The 15,610-nt window shown below is 43.4% G+C and carries 17 protein-coding genes; 6 read left to right on the forward strand and 11 right to left on the reverse strand.

Annotated elements, in window-relative coordinates; all coding sequences use genetic code 11:
- The first annotated feature begins 215 nt into the window (after positions 1–215).
- Positions 216–608, forward strand: coding sequence for a slr1601 family putative cell division protein (locus tag RIM23_RS30765; RefSeq protein WP_446372314.1), 393 nt, complete (start codon positions 216–218; stop codon positions 606–608).
- Between the two features lie 46 nt (positions 609–654).
- On the opposite strand, the gene RIM23_RS30770 is transcribed toward RIM23_RS30765, so the two are convergent.
- Both RIM23_RS30770 and RIM23_RS30775 read right to left on the reverse strand, forming a co-directional pair.
- Positions 655–1,359 (reverse strand): tetratricopeptide repeat protein, encoded by a 705-nt coding sequence (locus RIM23_RS30770; RefSeq protein WP_446372316.1) that lies wholly within the window; start codon positions 1,357–1,359, stop codon positions 655–657.
- Between the two features lie 568 nt (positions 1,360–1,927).
- A complete protein-coding gene (locus tag RIM23_RS30775) occupies positions 1,928–2,101 on the reverse strand; it encodes a hypothetical protein (RefSeq protein WP_446372318.1) in 174 nt (57 codons plus the stop codon).
- Between the two features lie 299 nt (positions 2,102–2,400).
- Here RIM23_RS30775 and RIM23_RS30780 point away from each other — a divergent pair, with 299 nt between their 5' ends.
- Positions 2,401–2,865 (forward strand): hypothetical protein, encoded by a 465-nt coding sequence (locus tag RIM23_RS30780; RefSeq protein WP_446339741.1) that lies wholly within the window; start codon positions 2,401–2,403, stop codon positions 2,863–2,865.
- Between the two features lie 11 nt (positions 2,866–2,876).
- The gene (locus RIM23_RS30785; RefSeq protein ID WP_446339740.1) at positions 2,877–3,431 is read left to right on the forward strand and encodes a glutathione S-transferase family protein; all 555 of its coding nucleotides are present in this window, start codon (positions 2,877–2,879) and stop codon (positions 3,429–3,431) included.
- A gap of 208 nt (positions 3,432–3,639) precedes the next feature.
- On the opposite strand, the gene RIM23_RS30790 is transcribed toward RIM23_RS30785, so the two are convergent.
- The 9 genes from RIM23_RS30790 to RIM23_RS30830 form a co-directional block, all read right to left on the reverse strand.
- A complete protein-coding gene (locus RIM23_RS30790; protein WP_006103223.1) occupies positions 3,640–3,777 on the reverse strand; it encodes a photosystem II reaction center protein K in 138 nt (45 codons plus the stop codon).
- A 157-nt stretch (positions 3,778–3,934) separates the two neighbouring features.
- Complete coding sequence (gene rpmA / locus RIM23_RS30795) at positions 3,935–4,222, reverse strand: 50S ribosomal protein L27 (protein WP_446339739.1); 288 nt, start codon at positions 4,220–4,222, stop codon at positions 3,935–3,937.
- A 160-nt stretch (positions 4,223–4,382) separates the two neighbouring features.
- On the reverse strand, positions 4,383–4,826 hold the full coding sequence (gene rplU / locus RIM23_RS30800; RefSeq protein ID WP_446372320.1) for a 50S ribosomal protein L21: 444 nt from the start codon (positions 4,824–4,826) through the stop codon (positions 4,383–4,385).
- Between the two features lie 331 nt (positions 4,827–5,157).
- Entirely contained in the window at positions 5,158–6,000 is an 843-nt protein-coding gene (locus RIM23_RS30805; RefSeq protein WP_446372322.1) for a sulfotransferase domain-containing protein, read from the reverse strand.
- A gap of 71 nt (positions 6,001–6,071) precedes the next feature.
- Positions 6,072–7,307 (reverse strand): polysaccharide pyruvyl transferase family protein, encoded by a 1,236-nt coding sequence (locus tag RIM23_RS30810; RefSeq protein WP_446372324.1) that lies wholly within the window; start codon positions 7,305–7,307, stop codon positions 6,072–6,074.
- 50 nt (positions 7,308–7,357) lie between these two features.
- Positions 7,358–8,551 carry a glycosyltransferase gene (locus RIM23_RS30815; protein WP_446372326.1) on the reverse strand — a complete coding sequence of 398 codons (1,194 nt, stop codon included), beginning with the start codon at positions 8,549–8,551 and terminating at the stop codon, positions 7,358–7,360.
- A 32-nt stretch (positions 8,552–8,583) separates the two neighbouring features.
- Positions 8,584–10,593 (reverse strand): ABC transporter ATP-binding protein, encoded by a 2,010-nt coding sequence (locus RIM23_RS30820; protein ID WP_446372328.1) that lies wholly within the window; start codon positions 10,591–10,593, stop codon positions 8,584–8,586.
- Positions 10,594–10,629: 36 nt separating this feature from the next.
- The gene (locus RIM23_RS30825) at positions 10,630–11,838 is read right to left on the reverse strand and encodes a glycosyltransferase family 4 protein (RefSeq protein WP_446372330.1); all 1,209 of its coding nucleotides are present in this window, start codon (positions 11,836–11,838) and stop codon (positions 10,630–10,632) included.
- Positions 11,826–12,032 carry a hypothetical protein gene (locus RIM23_RS30830; RefSeq protein ID WP_446372332.1) on the reverse strand — a complete coding sequence of 69 codons (207 nt, stop codon included), beginning with the start codon at positions 12,030–12,032 and terminating at the stop codon, positions 11,826–11,828. The genes RIM23_RS30825 and RIM23_RS30830 overlap by 13 nt, the downstream gene beginning before the upstream one ends.
- 253 nt (positions 12,033–12,285) lie before the next feature.
- On the opposite strand from RIM23_RS30830, the gene gloB reads away from it, so the two are divergent.
- From gloB to dnaB, 3 genes are all read left to right on the forward strand, one after another.
- Complete coding sequence (gene gloB / locus RIM23_RS30835) at positions 12,286–13,059, forward strand: hydroxyacylglutathione hydrolase (protein ID WP_446372334.1); 774 nt, start codon at positions 12,286–12,288, stop codon at positions 13,057–13,059.
- 596 nt (positions 13,060–13,655) lie between these two features.
- Complete coding sequence (gene rplI, locus RIM23_RS30840; RefSeq protein WP_446372336.1) at positions 13,656–14,114, forward strand: 50S ribosomal protein L9; 459 nt, start codon at positions 13,656–13,658, stop codon at positions 14,112–14,114.
- A gap of 131 nt (positions 14,115–14,245) precedes the next feature.
- Positions 14,246–15,592 (forward strand): replicative DNA helicase, encoded by a 1,347-nt coding sequence (dnaB, locus tag RIM23_RS30845; RefSeq protein WP_446372338.1) that lies wholly within the window; start codon positions 14,246–14,248, stop codon positions 15,590–15,592.
- The last annotated feature ends 18 nt before the right edge of the window (positions 15,593–15,610 follow it).

Below are 15,610 nucleotides of genomic sequence, written 5' to 3' on the forward strand. Positions count from 1 at the left end.
AAAATGCTGTAGGTTATCTGTCTGTACACACCTACAGATGCTCCCGGCAGTTGGTAGCACTGTAACTGAATGGTTAGTGCTAGTGTATCGGGTACAGGAAACCCTTAAAGCGATTTAAGGAATCCCCATCCTCGCGTTAGCAGGTTGGGGAGCATGTCAATTACGAAAGTACCGATCTTGATGATAACGGGAGTCTTCAGCAAGTTTTTTTTGAGATGAATGCAATCCCAACCTCTCGACCAACTCGGCAACCTCTACCAACCCGCCGCAGGGTTACTCGCCAAGAACGTCGTCCTCGGCGGCATTCCTACTCCGTCGTTGCTGGTGAAATTACAGCTAAGTTAGTGGTAAATGTAATTCTTTGTACTGCCGCGATCGCTGGATTGGCGCAACTGTTGCCCTATCATTTTTCCCAAAGAGCGAAGTTACAAGAAGTACGCGCTGAAGTGAAACGCACCCAAAGCCGTGTCAATAAACTCCGCAATGACTTCGGCGAAGCCTTTGATCCGGCACAAGCTAGACAAGTTATGCAAGATCAAAGTTATCGGGTTGATCCAAATCAGCGTCAGGTCGTCTGGGAAGATCGACGTCGTATGCCCGATAACTAAACAACGATCAAGTTTCCTGGGATAGTACACAAAGGATAATTCGAGTTTAAGCGGTTAACGGATCGAGTAACTCGCTCATCCAGGTTTCAACTTTCCGGCGTAGACGACCTGAGGTTCCTGATACAGGAAGTTGAGAGAGAGCGCGTTGATAGTCAGCGATAGCGCAGTTCCAATCTCCCCGCAAATGATAGGTACGACCTCGTTCGGCATAGATGTGGTTTTGTAGGCATCCCAAAATTAAAGCCAAGTCTAGGTTTTCTATGGCGAGGTCATAAAGCCCTAATTCCCGAAAGGTGATGGCTTGGTTAACCCAAGTGCGAACATTACGCGGATTGAGATCCAATGCTTTTTCATAATCCGCCAGCGCTTTAGCTAATTGTCCCATGGCAGCATAGTAATTGCCGCGATTATTGTAAGCACTGTCCAATTCAGGATTGAGTTGTAAGGCTCGGTTGTAATCGTCTAAGGCTTTTTGACGCTGACCCATTTGGAAGTAAATCAAGCCCCGATTGTTATAGTCAATGGCATGGGTAGGATGATGTCTAATTGCCTGACTCAAAAGCGCGATCGCACTACTGTACTCTCCCTGTTTGGCTTTGCGTTGTGCGCCGGTGCGTAGACTTTTAATCGAAAGGTGGTCTGGGGTTCGAGGTGCCAGTTTAATCGGGGGTAAAGGATAGGGTTTGCGGCGGGACATGGGAATCCATTGTCTATTCTCTTCATCGCCTTTGATAAATACATGAGTGTTCATAATCGTCCTCCAACAACACCTGCGGTCTATCTACAATCAACCTTAAGTCTGGCTGCACCCCGCGAGTTGGTGTCGGTGTGTCACTTCCTGAGGCGTCTTTACTCCTCTTCATAATCACCAGCCAACCCAACTTATTGATGTTCTATGAGAAATCTACAGCACAGCTTAGCTGCTTTCCTGAAATCTTAGTGAATGAAGCTGAGTCATTCCCTCTATCCTGAGTGTTGTTCACTCCGCTAGCTGTGTGAACCTACAAAAATTGGCACAATCGGACAGGAGTTCATATAGCTGGCGATCGCACTAAAATCTTTATTGCCATCTGGCGATGCTCTGTCTCCCAACCTTACCGGGCTAACGGTAACGCGCCAGAAATCTGCAATGTTTCTTTACATTCCCCGGCAAGTGATTGTCTAGTCTAACCCATCTATTAAGGATGTCCAGTCTAGAAGATAAACTACCCAGACCTGCTAAGAGCACAGGTCTGGGTTTTCAGTAGCCCTGAAGCTATCAAACAAGCTAAGCTGAACATACTCAATAGTTCGGTTAAAGAAGCACAATAACCCCGTGCCTAGCTTTTAACAGGTTTGCCTTTTAGGTTGGCTACCTTGCGGTTGGCGGCTACACGCGCACAAGCCCTAACAGCCATATTTGCCACCAGGTTAAACTCGCTCTTGATGGTTTGATAGGTTAGGGACTGAATGGCAATTTTATTGGTCAGCTTAGGGTCTGTGTGGTCATTCACGTAGTTGCATGCGTCCGCAAACGCCCAAACAGGTTGCCTCTAAGAAGGCAACCTGTTTGGGCGTGGGTTGAAGTTTTACAACTATCGTGAGGACTTGTTTCATGGCTAATATTATACCAATAGGCGGGAAATGACTGGAAATACTTCGGGCATTTAGCGTTGGCATTTCCCCCTATCCCCCAAAGGCTTACCTCCACTTCGTTCCAGTTGAAGCCGTAGCCCCTCGCGATTTAGGTGGTAAAATGCAACCAAAGTAACTGATTGGTTTGGGTTGGGATATCATTAAGGACACTCAAAATATGGCAACGGCAACAGCATTACAGGATGCTCCTGACGTTAGTGCGGATAATTATTTAGTTGTAGGCTTAGCCACCTGCTTCTTGAAACAAGAGGGTGAAGTTGAGGAGGTAAAAATCCTGGAACCGATTCCTTCAGCGGCTCTGGAGGCAATTCTCAAAGGGATTCCCACCTCTTATTCCATGGCGCGTGGCACCACACTGGGCGAGGTGATCAGTGGTGACACCCCAGAAAAACCGCCTGAATTTCCCGTCGAGGCTCATTTTTGCGATGATTTTATCGTCCGCGCGATCGCAGCCGCTCGCACGTACAAAACTCGTCCGGAGGCACAATCCCACATTCCTCCTGGTACAATGCGCGATGATTTCAATTACTCCATCGAACGCAAGCGGGTGCTGAATCAGATACGAGTTGTGCGTAAGGAAGACGACGTTAAACAGCACGAATACACTCACAAAGTTCTATAACCCAAACGACGATGCTAAAACTTTATGGTGGCTCCCGCAGTCGGGCGTCAATTGTCCAGTGGTATTTAGAAGAACTGGGCGTTCCCTACGACTATGTGCTGTTGGATATGCAAGCTGGGGAACATCGCCAGCCGGATTATCTGGCGATTAATCCCATGGGTAAAGTCCCAGCTATTGTGGATGGGGATTTCCCACTTTGGGAGTCGGGGGCAATTTTGCTCTACCTGGCTCAAAAATATGGCAACCTAAACGGATTGGAAGAGCAAGCCACCATAGCTCAATGGATTTTGTTTGCCAATGCGACCCTTGGTCCGGGAATTTTTGTGGAGGCGAGTCGAGAGCGGGAAATGCCGAAATTGTTTCCCCCGCTTGAGCAACGTTTACAAAATCAACCGTTCTTGTTGGGAGATCAGTTTAGCGTGGCTGATGTGGCGGTGGGAGCGTATTTGAGTTATATCCCGATTATGTTACAGCTTGATTTGAGCGAGTACCCAGCTATCTCAGACTATATCAAGCGCCTTGGTGAGCGATCGGCATTTAAGAAAACGATTGGCGGACGCAGCTAAGAAGATATAGCATCATTCTTAATCGGGCGGTGCAAGATCTGAGACTAAGGAACGGACGCGCTCACATCCGCAACGGATGAGAGAAACATCCTGTGTTTCGGAGTCTAGGCGCGACCCGTCCCTTGCACCAATTAACAACCGTATTCACCCAATTTGATCGGGTCGCCCTCTACTCAACCCCCTGTGTCAGAAAGTGTTTCTTGAGAGTTTAACGGAAACCTACAGCCGCTTGCCAAACAAACGCTAGCAGCAAGAAAAAGACAGGGATGACCGGGAGAACGTCTACGATAGGGTCAAAGATAGAATAAGCTTCAGGCAATTTCGCCAACAGCATGGCTGCTTCCATAGTTAAGTCTTCCTTTCTAAGCGAATTTTCAGAATTGAAATGGATCTTAACATGAACTGGGTTACAACTGAGCTAGCTTCAGGGGGTAGGTTGGGTCTAGAGAAGAGACCCAACCCTAACCTGTTGGGTTTCACTTCGTTCAACCCAACCTACAAATCTAAACCTGAGCTGTTGCCAGTTCAGCTTCAGCCGCAACTGGATAAATGCTCACTTTCTTGCCAGATTTACCCTTTCTCTCAAACGTCACCGTGCCATCTATCAGGGCAAATAGAGTATCATCTTTGCCGCGACCGACATTAGTACCGGGGTGAAATTTAGTGCCACGCTGACGCACCAAAATGTTACCGGCTTTGACAACTTGACCGCCAAAGCGTTTAACTCCTAGCCGTTTGGCATTAGAGTCACGACCGTTACGGGTACTACCTGTACCTTTCTTATGAGCCATAGTCTCCTCTTGTTTTAATGGTGTGATACCAAATCCAGGGAATGCTACCCCCGTTATAACCTAGTCCGCGCAGGCGGACTTTGCTTGTGTAGCAGCGATTTCAATCGCCTCCTCAAAAGGGAGTGATAAAGGCGGATTTGGTGTGAGTAGATTCCTATTCTTATTCTGAAGCAGTTTCAGATGTTGCTTCAGGTGCTGACTCCTCCGCCTCAGTTGCCATTACATCTACAGGAGTCTCAGAAGTCGGTCTTTCTGGGGACTCAGTGCTAGTAGTCGCTAACACTGAACCATTCAGACTGATAGTATCAATCATCAGGCGAGTAATTTCCTGGCGATGTCCCCGCTTTTTGCGGGTTTTCTTCTTCGGCTTCATCTTGTAGACTAGGATTTTGCGATCGCGAAAATGTCGCATCACCGTGCCTTCAACTGTCGCTCCATCAACCCAAGGCTGACCGATGGTGACGTCACCATTATTCTCAACCAGCAAAACCCGTTCAATGGTGACTTTCTCCTCAGGTTCAACGGGTAGGAGTTCAATGTCGTAAAAGCGACCGGGTTCAACTCGCAGTTGTTTTCCGCCTGTCTCAATAATTGCGTAACTCATGGGATTGTCCTTAAATGTAGCCGTACAGGTAGCTAGCTCATTGGCGAGTTGGGACTAACGGATTAGGCTGTTAGGGCTAAAAGTACACAAGCGTGAGTCATATCTAGCTTGCCGTTGTACTCACCATGACAGCTTTTGCCATAATCCTAACTCATGTCGAGAAGCGATAAATCGCTGTTTCTCTAAGGCTTTGAGCCGCTTTTGGTATATCTTGACCTGATCCGAGCAGGAATATACACGCAATTAATCATCATCTGTGATCAACTCAGTATATGTCAAGTCTAACTTTTGGTTCAGTTTAATTGAGACAAAAGAATGATGATATATCTATTTACCAATTATCATCCTCTTCATATCCCAACTTTATCAATATTTGATTATATTTATTTTTGAAAACCCTAGTGTGTTCTTGATTAAAATGGTTTTTCCAATCTCCAGCTACTCCTTTACGATAGTGACTTTTTTTATCCTCTTTTCCCTGATTTCTTCCTTTTGATTTTCGAGGAAATTGATTTTTATATATTAACCTTAACAATCTCTCTTCAGGAATTTTATTCATCGACATACTGAAAGAAAACTTTCCGCTCTTTTCCAAAGCCCGATTTAAAAACATGGCTGTAAGATACGAAAATCTTTCTTTAAATGTTGGCTCATTGACTATACCTAAAAAATAGCAAGCCTGAATAATTTCGTTATAAGGATCGTTTACAAGATTTTCCATCTTGATTTCATAAACATTAGACAAGGAGTAATCCCAAGTATACATTTCTTCTAAAAATCGTTTACTAAATTCTATTTCCAAGAGTAAACCTTCCTCCTTCGATAAATTTTCTAACTTGCTTCTGTGTTCTACAAGCTCACTCCATCGATTTGTTGGATGGCTATAACGATGAGAAAAGTATCCAGACACGAGCACGTCACGAGGATCTCGAATCACATGAAAACCTCTAAAATTATCTAATTCTTTTACGTATTTAAAGTTTGCATTTGTATAACATAAAAAATCTACTTTGTTTTGGTGAACAAATTCATTTAACTTAAAATCGAACATTTTCGCGTTAGAAACATAGCAGGCTTTCCAGTTAACCTCTGCACATATATTTCTAACAATGTTACTCAGCCAAGTTGTTGCCGCTTTGTGATGTCCAAAATAAGCAAGTAAAGGACTTTTCATAAACTTTAGCTCCTTTAATTTTTTAGTAAATTTGATGCTATAGTCAATTTGTAAAATTATGTTTTTGCGATTCAAGATTTAAAGTTTGCACAAGATAGCTGCTGTATTTTAGGTAATTTAGACTGAATATGCTGGCGAATTTCTTCTCGGCTATCGATCCGAGTAATTAAAAACTGCGTTAATGTGCCTCTTTTGAAGATAGTTTCGGGTTCTATAGTCATTCCTTCGAGAGCAAAATGCTCAAACAATCCTTCAAATTTTCCCTGATAGGTGATACATGCTACGGGTGTTCCTTGACCAAGACATGCAATAGCCAGATGCATCCTACCACTGAGTACGAAATCTAGTTTAGCAACTATTGCTTTAATCTCTGCGGCTTGGCATGGGGTGGGAAGTTGTATACAATAAGGTTTAATTTCCGGAGTAACTTCATTTAATATGTTGTCTGATAATACTACATCACTGATTCCTTTGTACTCACGAAAATCATGGGGTATAATCATAAAACTAAGTTTTTCATTTTCACTAAACAGTGTATTTATAGTCTTCACATACACTTCACTTAGCTTGGGATTTTTGGGGTTAATTCCAATCACTATTCGACCCTTATCGTGTTGATCATTGATCCAGTTATACATCTTCAATACAATCTCAGAATCTACAATAGGCTTGAGCATAAATGCTAAATCGGCAACGAGTTCAATGGGACGATTGAGATGATAAGTTAACCGCTTTTGAGAAACTGGATCTCTAGCACATAGTCTTACACTTGGCGGCAAATGGCGTAGAGCTTCAATAGAAGCTAAAGTTGGTTTTTCATTGAAACTAAAACCTAGAACCGCAGAATTAACACCCATTTCTGCTGCTAAAGAAACAAGCCTTAGCATTTTACAGTTAAAGGCTTCATAGTAAGCACCATCCATCATATCGGCACCTAAACAATAAAATCTTTCATATTGACTGGCGATGGGTATAAAACGCAACAATGATTTTAAGGCTCGCGAGTCATCATATGAAAAATAATTTTCCATTTCAACAGTATCATCAATTTTTTCTAACCCTTGCCATTCTCGGTCGGGTTTATAAGAAATTAAACTAATTTTATTAAGACCTTTTTGTTTAAGATATGCTACCGTTGCATTCATCATGGCTTCATCACCAACGCTCCCTGGAGCAGAAGGGGGAAGGATTAGGCTTGAGGACTGCTTAATATAGCTAGGTCGCAGAATACGCCAAAACCGAAAAAAGTTAACATATAGAGGAAGTAACCAGTATTTGAATAACCAAGATATAATGATTGTTTTCATTTTTTATTTATTTTTAAGGTTAATTAAGTCTTTTTGTCTTAATAATTAAGTCAAAATTTTGGCTGCATACGATCCTCTACATAACTCATAATTTTCTCAATTCTATTTTCCCAGGAAAACTGACGTGCAAATTCTATACTTTCTGGATACCCTTCTATTTTTCTCGGATAGGTCTTTAAAACATACTGAATACACTGTGCAAGGGACGTAGGATTATCAGGTTTACACCAAGCTGCAATCATCTGAGATTCCTTAAATCTCATCAGGGGCGGGATTTCCGTTACTACAATGGGAGTTCCAGAAGCCATATACTGAAAAAACTTAACCGGATTCGTAAAATTTGCAGCATCGCCAGAACAGTGCGGATGAGCTAAAACATCAGCCGCTTGTAACAAACTAACTAATCTACTCCGTGGAAGAATCCACCCTAACAGCTTAACATTATCAATGTTTTTATTGTCAATTATCTGCTGGTAATGGTTAACTTCTGATTCCGTACCACCTGTCAGTGCAAATTGAATTTGGGGTAACTCCCTAGCGGCATCAATTAAATCATCAACACCTTTGAAACGACGCAATGCTCCTGAATAAACAGCAAGATGTTGGCGTTCATTCGCCAAAAGTTCTTTTCGCCAATTTTCAGCTTCTTCAGGTTGTCTGACTAAAAATGATGGATCAAAACCATTATCTAGCCATACCACTTTTTCTGGGGGCATACCATGTTGAATCAGGCTTTCTCTGATAGTTTCAGACTGGGTGATCGCAATTTGAAAAAATGGACTGTGAACAATTTCTGGTTCAAAGGATTTGTCCTGATAGTAGTGACGTTCGTAAACCGTGGGAACTTTTTGTTGGACGGCTGTTTTAGCAAAATTCCAATCCCTTGTGTGTACGATTTGAGTATGAGGACGAATATGTATGGGAAAATAGTATTTGGCAAGTATAGTATTAAAGCTAGTAAGTTTCCCACCCTTATCAATGAACCACGGTTTGGGTAAAAGAGCAACTTTAAGTTTATCCTGAGTATTATAAAACTCTCTAAATTGCTGATTGGGTTGTGTAGGTTTGAACGGCAAAATTAAGCTAAATAAATTTGAATCACTTGAACTTTCCTTGGGGTAGATTAAAACAGTAGAGTAGCCCAGATTTGCCGCAGCATTGGCGCAAAGAACATCATGTATTTCATGGGCTGTACCCGGTTCTAACGATAACTTTCTACTAAAGTAAATATAATGCTTTTTCATAACCCATATATTTTGTTATAATAAAATGCTTCCTATTTTTTTGAAAACTTAGCACTATTCTCAAACAACTCAATAGTATTGAGAATATTGATAGCTGAACTATAGGATTCTTCTAATAATTCATTCTCCTCTTCTGGAGTATCTACTAAGTCATCCGCTAATAACCGGATAGAACCGATCATGGAATTGAGCATGGTTCGGACTTCGTGAGATGCTTTAATTAAAGCAGGATTCGCTGTCGGCTTAGCTTGAGGATGTTCAGCAAATTGCATCTGGTACAACCGTGCGTAGTACCCTCCTTTGCGTAAAAGTTCGTCATGTTTCCCGACTTCCATTACACATCCTTTCTCTAAGACGGCAATTTGATCAGCGTTTTGCACAGTTGAAAGGCGGTGAGCAATCACTAGAGTTGTGCGATCGCGACTTAATTCCTCCAGCGCTTCTTGTACCAGACGCTCAGAAACCGTATCTAATGCACTCGTGGCTTCGTCCAGAATCAAGATATCCGGATTTTGCAAAAGAGCGCGAGCAATGGCAAGACGCTGACGCTGTCCTCCTGATAATAGCACCCCGCGATCGCCAATCATCGTCTTAAACCCCTTCGGGAGTTGTTCAATAAATTCTAATGCATTTGCCCGTCGCGCTGCTTCAATTACGTCTTTTTCGGAAGCATCCGGTCGAGCATAAGCAATATTCTCGTGAACCGAGGTATTAAACAAAAATGTATCCTGGCTGACAATTCCCATCATATTGCGGAGACTTTTGATATCAAACTCCCGCAAATCGACTCCATCTAGGGTAATAATTCCCTCAGTGGGGTCATAAAATCGTGGTAATAAATCAGCTAATGTTGATTTGCCGGCACCCGACGATCCCACTAACGCTAATGTTGTACCACGAGGTAAGTATAAATCAACATCTTTTAATATTAACTTGTTCGGTTGAGTCGGATAGGCAAAGGATAGCTCCTGAAAATGAATCCCTTCTTTTAAAGGATGGTAAGGCTGAGAACCCTGGTTCATAAAGGGCTTATTATCCTGGCGCAAGAAGTCATGTGCTACTTCCACACTGGCAGAACTATTTGCCAAGGAACCCCTCGCTTTGTTTAACTGCGAAATTAAAGGTAAAAGCCGTTGCAGTAAGACGAGAAAACTAAGTAATACCGCCGATAGAGCCTCTATCTGACTGGCAAAAAATATTCGTCCCATAAACACAATTCCCAGCAAACCGATAATGCTAGTCACTTCACCAACGGGTCCTATGGCTGCATTGTTTGCCTGAGATTGAAAATCTGCCTTTTCGCGATCGCGGATTAGCTTTCGGATTCTTTGATACTCTCTCTCGTCATTACCAGTAGCTTTAACGAGTCTAATTCCGCTCAAAGTTTCTAGTACGGCAATCGAATAAGCTTTTGACAGACTTGATAGCTGCTTACCAAATATCTTGGCACGACTAATCGAGTATTGATTGACTACGGCTACAATAGCCACTAAAACCGTTGAAGCTAACGTCAATTGCCAAGAAAGAGCCAGTAGCAATGCGAGAAATACTAAAGCATTCGTTACAGTCACCATCATATTTAATAGGGTACTGACCTCGCCAGCGGCTCGACCAATTTCTGTACCCAGGCGATTCACTAGATCACCCACTTTCATGCGAGAGTAAAAATCTATATCTACATCGAGTAATAATTTTACTCCTGCTTCACGTAAATCACATGTAATTCTGCGTCTTAACGAACTCGATGCTAATGTACTGGCATAATTAGAAAGATTTTTTAAAGTAATTAGTCCCACAATCGCTCCCGCCATCGCTATCAGCCGATAATTTCCCTGCAGGTTATTAAAGGGTGACATAATCGCCTGAAGAATTGGCGGACCACTTTTTAAATCTAAATCTATACCTAATAGATTTAAAATGATCGGAGCGATTAGGGCTGTACCAATACCGTTAAATAATCCACCCGATAGTCCCAAGAGAACTGTTGTCGTAACTCGTACTGGATATCGTCTAAGAACTTTTGATAATAAATTGGAAGCCATATAGTTTTATTTTTTCAGTCTATTCAATATCTAAAGCTATAATTTATTAATGACTTCAGATAGTATGTCTGACATTTTGTCTATACTGTAACATTCTATGCACCTTTGTCTAGCCTTTTTTCCGTGCTCATTGGCATCTTGATAGTTTTGGAATATCCACCGAATTTTATCAGCAATTTGTTCAGGAGAACTGGCATCAACCAGATAACCCGTGTCTGCTAAAATTTCCGGAATGTCGCCAACGCGCGTCGATAAAATTGGCTTGCCCATTGCCATCGCATCAGTTAGTTTTAAGGGAAACTGAGCTTTAGCGGCTGGAGTATCTCGCTGAGGAACGACCACAATATGAGCCGCTGCAACGACTTCAGGCATTGCTGACACAGGTAACCTTGGTAGCTTGATAATCCAATGTCCCCACTTTTCCATGAGTTGATGGTCATAATCATCATATGGACTACCCCCAACAATTACAAGCCTTAAGTCAGATTCATTTAATTGATCGAGTGCGATCAAAACATCCTCTACACCTTTATAAGGTCGTGGCGCTCCTGGAAACATGATAACTCGATAGTTAGACAGATTATATCGTGTTCTACTAGTTTCTGGATTATACTGACTGGGATCGAATACTGTAGTATCTTTGCCCTGAGGGAGATATACACCACCAAAACGTTCTTGCATGAAATGGGTGTGAGTTGTGATTACATCAGCTTGGGAAACTAAGCCTTCTGTCAATCTTAAATAAACAGGATGATTCGGATTTCTGAGAGCGCCTTCAGGTTTGAGAATATCTCTAGCAAATTGTTTTAAGCTAGGACGGTATGTCCAGTCATCGCCTCCGTACCAACTTAACTCCCAATCGTCTATATCTAGTAGAACAGGACATCGGGTTTTAAACTTTTGAATGAGGGCAACACCAAAGCTGGTTGGTTTTAATTTACTGGCATAAATAATATTTCCTTGGATATGTTTAATTAAGTTATTGATTGAAATAATAAATTTGGGGTAATTATAGGCTGGAATTGTAATAATCGGAATTTCTGGCGGCGGACTATCTTGACGCTGCTCGTGGGGAACAAAGCCGATAACTTCAACTTCATAATCAAGTTTTTGTAGAGCTTTATACAATAAAAATGGTCGGACGGCTCCGCCCCACCTGCCAGATCCACTGCTCGATAAGTCACTGACAACTAATGAAATTTTCCGCTTTGGTTTCAAGGATTTGCTTTTTTTTAACTGCTCCACTGTAGTCTTCCCATTTGCCGTTCATCCAATACACGATTGATATAACTACGTTCTTCATCCGTCACTTTATAGTCAGAAAGCATCGTAGTAATCAACTGAAGATACTCCCAACGACTCAATTGACCCGTATCGAGAATCCGATCAACAATTTGGGCGATCGCGGGAGTAGAGGGGCGTTGAACAGTTCCTGCCATGGGCGGTTAGTCGTTGTTAGTGGTGACCTATACTCTTGACTTACGATAGCCTAGTTAACCGAGGTTCGTCATCTCAAGCTGAGTAAGCGGTAGTAGAGATAGGATGAAGGTTCAAGGCTTCCTTCGTAGCTCCATTCTAATCTAATGCCTATTCAGAATGTCGGCATAATCAGACGATTTGCCATTGAGGTGGTTTATCTCTAAATACGGAAAATGATTGATAACAGACTTTTCTGAGGAGGAACGATTCAATATGCAAGTCCATAGACTACCAGCCCTTTCGGATAACTATATCTTTTTGCTCCATGAACCCGAACAGAACATTGCTGCTGTCGTTGATCCAGCCGAGGCTCAACCTGTATGGCAGCATCTGGAAAAACTGGGTGCAGAGTTAGTAACAATTTTTAACACTCATCATCACTGGGATCATCTGGGTGGAAATCGAGAGTTAATCCAGCGATACCCTGATGTCTGTGTCTATGGCGGAACCCAAGATCGGGGCAGAATTCCGGGACAACAGGTATTTTTACAAGAGGGTGATCAGGTTCAGTTTAGCGATCGCACGGCTGAGGTCTTTTTTGTTCCCGGTCATACTAGCGGGCATATCGCTTACTATTTTCCCCCTGTCACCGACAATGACGTGGGTGAATTATTCTGTGGTGACACCTTATTCGCCGGAGGATGTGGCAGACTTTTTGAAGGGACACCCACACAGATGGTTGATTCCTTGAGCAAGCTACGAGCTTTACCAGACAATACTCGTGTCTGGTGCGCCCATGAATACACCCTAAAAAATCTCAAATTTGCCCGCACCGTTGATCCCAACAACCCAGACCTCCACAGCCGATATATTGACGTTGAAGCAGCTCGTCGTCGCTTAGAGGCAACAGTACCCTCCCTACTGGGTGTCGAAAAACTGACGAATCCCTTTTTGCGCTGGGAACAACCGACAATCCAAAAAGCTGTGAACAGTACAGAACCTGTACAAACCTTTGCCCGGTTGCGGGGGATGAAGGATCAATTTTAACGTAGTCGCGGAAGTCCTCACCCTCAGCGTTAGCAGGGTGAGGATGGACAGCGGATTGACGGAGGTACGGAGTCAATCAACAGACTGCTACTATAAAAATGGTTGTTGACCCGCCTAGGCGTATGGACTATCAGACAGGCTAACTTCAAAGTAGCAGTAAGATGCTTGCCGCAGAAACATCGCAGCTAGGGAAAGAACATGACCACTGGTTCGTTAGGTTACGCCCTACGGTAAAAGATAAGCCAAGTTATGTTGTACGAGTAAAAAATAACTGCCTGTGGAAGACGGGCGGCTGCCTGTGGACGCTGAGTAAGACCATCACCAGATTGAGTTCTGGACTTTCTGCTCTTAGGAATTAGAAAGTGCCCAACGTGGCATCGGCGAATGAGACGGGAAATCCCAAAGACGAATAAGACCGTCCTTGTTTAGCTAAGTTGGAAGCCCCAAATAAGAGCGAAGCAAGTTGGGGTACTTCACCCCAGGGTGTAGAGACGTAGCATGCTACGTCTCTACACGAATCCCAAATTTTCGTATAATTGGAGTTCTGAGTAAGCATCATATAGTCTAAGTTAAGCAGCCCGTACCCAAAAAAGACAATGGCAAAACGTGTACAGTTAGTTTTAAATCAAGACGTTAGGAAGCTAGGCAAAACTGGCGAACTGGTGGACGTCGCTCCTGGCTATGCTCGTAATTATTTGATTCCCCATGGGATTGGCACCTTAGCCACTGCTGGCATTCTCAAGCAAGTTGAGCGGCGCAAAGAACAAGAGCGACAACGTTTACTCGAAGAAAAGCAGCAAGCTGAAGCCCGTAAGACAGCATTAGAAACCATTGGTCGCTTTACCATCCGTAAGCAAGTGGGTGAACAAGAGGCAATCTTTGGTACAGTTACGGCAGCCGATGTAGCAGAAGCCATTCAAGCAGCGACGAACCAAGAAATAGATCGTCGGGGAATCACGCTTCCCGATATCAGCAAGCTGGGTTTCTATAAAGCTCAAGTCAAACTGCATCCAGAAGTTACGGCGGTTATAGAAATTCACGTTGCCCCGATGTAGAGACGTAGGATTCTACGTCTCTACTCCGGATATAGGGGCGGGTTTTACCGATCCGATCAGGTTTTGGCTCTGTGCTCCTGTGCGCCCCTGCTCCCCTACCCTCTGCCTTGTTGTACTCGCTATCTCTGGCGATGGCTCTAGACTTTAATCTTTCAATTATCAGTAGCTCTATACCGCCTCAAATCATTGAGGCGGAGGAGTCGATTTTGGGCGGGATCATGCTTGACCCCGAAGCCATGAGTCGAGTGGTGGATTTATTGTCTCCAGAAGCCTTCTACGTTAGCGCTCACCAAGAAATCTATAGATGTGCCTTCATTCTGCATCATGAAGGTAAGCCAACGGATTTCATGAGCGTTACCTCTTGGTTGTATGACCATAAATTATTAGACAAGGTGGGGGGTCAGAGCAAGATAGCGCAGTTAATTGAACGCACGGTGTCAGCCGTCAATATTGACCGCTACGCGGCGTTGGTGATGGATAAGTACCTGCGCCGTCAGCTCATCCAATCGGGAAATGAGATTGTTCAATTGGGTTACGAGACGCATAAGGAGTTGGACTTTGTTCTTGATCAAGCAGAACAGAAAATTTTTAATGTGACTCAGGTGCGCCCGCAACAAGGGTTAGTGCCAATCTCTGAGACATTAATTCAAGCTTTTCAGGAAATAGAAACCCTTCATGAAGGGATTGCCTTACCTGGTATACCCTCTAATTTCTATGACTTGGATGCGTTAACGGGTGGGTTTGGGCGTTCTGATCTAATTATTGTGGCGGGAAGACCCTCAATGGGAAAAACTAGCTTTGCGTTGGCTATGGCTCGCAATATTGCCGATAAATTTCCTGTAGCAATTTTTAGTTTAGAAATGTCCAAGGCGCAATTAGTGCAGCGGCTTTTATCTAGCGAGGCGACTATTGAAAGTAACTATTTGCGAACGGGGAGAATTACTCAAAATCAATGGGAACCTCTCTCCCAAGCAGTGGGGACGTTATCAGAATTACCCATTTATATCGAGGATACGCCTAACCCCAGCGTTATGCAGATGCGATCAAATCTGCGGCGTCTCCAGGCTGAACTTGGGGGAATGCTGGGATTGGTTTTGATCGATTACTTGCAGTTAATGGAAGGGAGTGGTAGTGAAAATCGAGTCCAAGAACTGTCTCGGATTACCCGTTCTCTCAAAGGGTTAGCCCGGGAACTGAATACTCCTGTGATTGCTCTATCTCAGCTTAGTCGAGCCGTAGAAGCGCGGAACAATAAGCGACCAATGATGTCCGATTTGAGAGAGTCGGGTTCGATTGAGCAAGATGCGGACTTAGTGATTATGTTGTACCGGGATGAGTATTATAATCCAAATACGCCAGATCAAGGGATCACCGAAGTGATTATTACCAAACATCGCAATGGTCCAACTGGCGTGGTGAAGTTAATCTTTGACCCTCAGTATACTCGCTTCCGCAATCTCGCCCATCCCAATCAGTGATCATTAGAGCTGACTGGG

It is taken from the genome of Coleofasciculus sp. G3-WIS-01 (assembly GCF_040223135.1).
Classification (GTDB): domain Bacteria; phylum Cyanobacteriota; class Cyanobacteriia; order Cyanobacteriales; family Coleofasciculaceae; genus Coleofasciculus.

Bases quoted from the DNA above. Each gene is read 5' to 3' on its own strand.
- RIM23_RS30765 (WP_446372314.1), top strand. From the start codon at position 216: ATGAATGCAATCCCAACCTCTCGACCAACTCGGCAACCTCTACCAACC.
- RIM23_RS30770 (WP_446372316.1), bottom strand. From the start codon at position 1,359: ATGAACACTCATGTATTTATCAAAGGCGATGAAGAGAATAGACAATGG.
- RIM23_RS30780 (WP_446339741.1), top strand. From the start codon at position 2,401: ATGGCAACGGCAACAGCATTACAGGATGCTCCTGACGTTAGTGCGGAT.
- RIM23_RS30785 (WP_446339740.1), top strand. From the start codon at position 2,877: ATGCTAAAACTTTATGGTGGCTCCCGCAGTCGGGCGTCAATTGTCCAG.
- RIM23_RS30790 (WP_006103223.1), bottom strand. From the start codon at position 3,777: ATGGAAGCAGCCATGCTGTTGGCGAAATTGCCTGAAGCTTATTCTATC.
- rpmA (WP_446339739.1), bottom strand. From the start codon at position 4,222: ATGGCTCATAAGAAAGGTACAGGTAGTACCCGTAACGGTCGTGACTCT.
- rplU (WP_446372320.1), bottom strand. From the start codon at position 4,826: ATGAGTTACGCAATTATTGAGACAGGCGGAAAACAACTGCGAGTTGAA.
- RIM23_RS30805 (WP_446372322.1), bottom strand. From the start codon at position 6,000: ATGAAAAGTCCTTTACTTGCTTATTTTGGACATCACAAAGCGGCAACA.
- RIM23_RS30810 (WP_446372324.1), bottom strand. From the start codon at position 7,307: ATGAAAACAATCATTATATCTTGGTTATTCAAATACTGGTTACTTCCT.
- RIM23_RS30815 (WP_446372326.1), bottom strand. From the start codon at position 8,551: ATGAAAAAGCATTATATTTACTTTAGTAGAAAGTTATCGTTAGAACCG.
- RIM23_RS30820 (WP_446372328.1), bottom strand. From the start codon at position 10,593: ATGGCTTCCAATTTATTATCAAAAGTTCTTAGACGATATCCAGTACGA.
- RIM23_RS30830 (WP_446372332.1), bottom strand. From the start codon at position 12,032: ATGGCAGGAACTGTTCAACGCCCCTCTACTCCCGCGATCGCCCAAATT.
- gloB (WP_446372334.1), top strand. From the start codon at position 12,286: ATGCAAGTCCATAGACTACCAGCCCTTTCGGATAACTATATCTTTTTG.
- rplI (WP_446372336.1), top strand. From the start codon at position 13,656: ATGGCAAAACGTGTACAGTTAGTTTTAAATCAAGACGTTAGGAAGCTA.
- dnaB (WP_446372338.1), top strand. From the start codon at position 14,246: ATGGCTCTAGACTTTAATCTTTCAATTATCAGTAGCTCTATACCGCCT.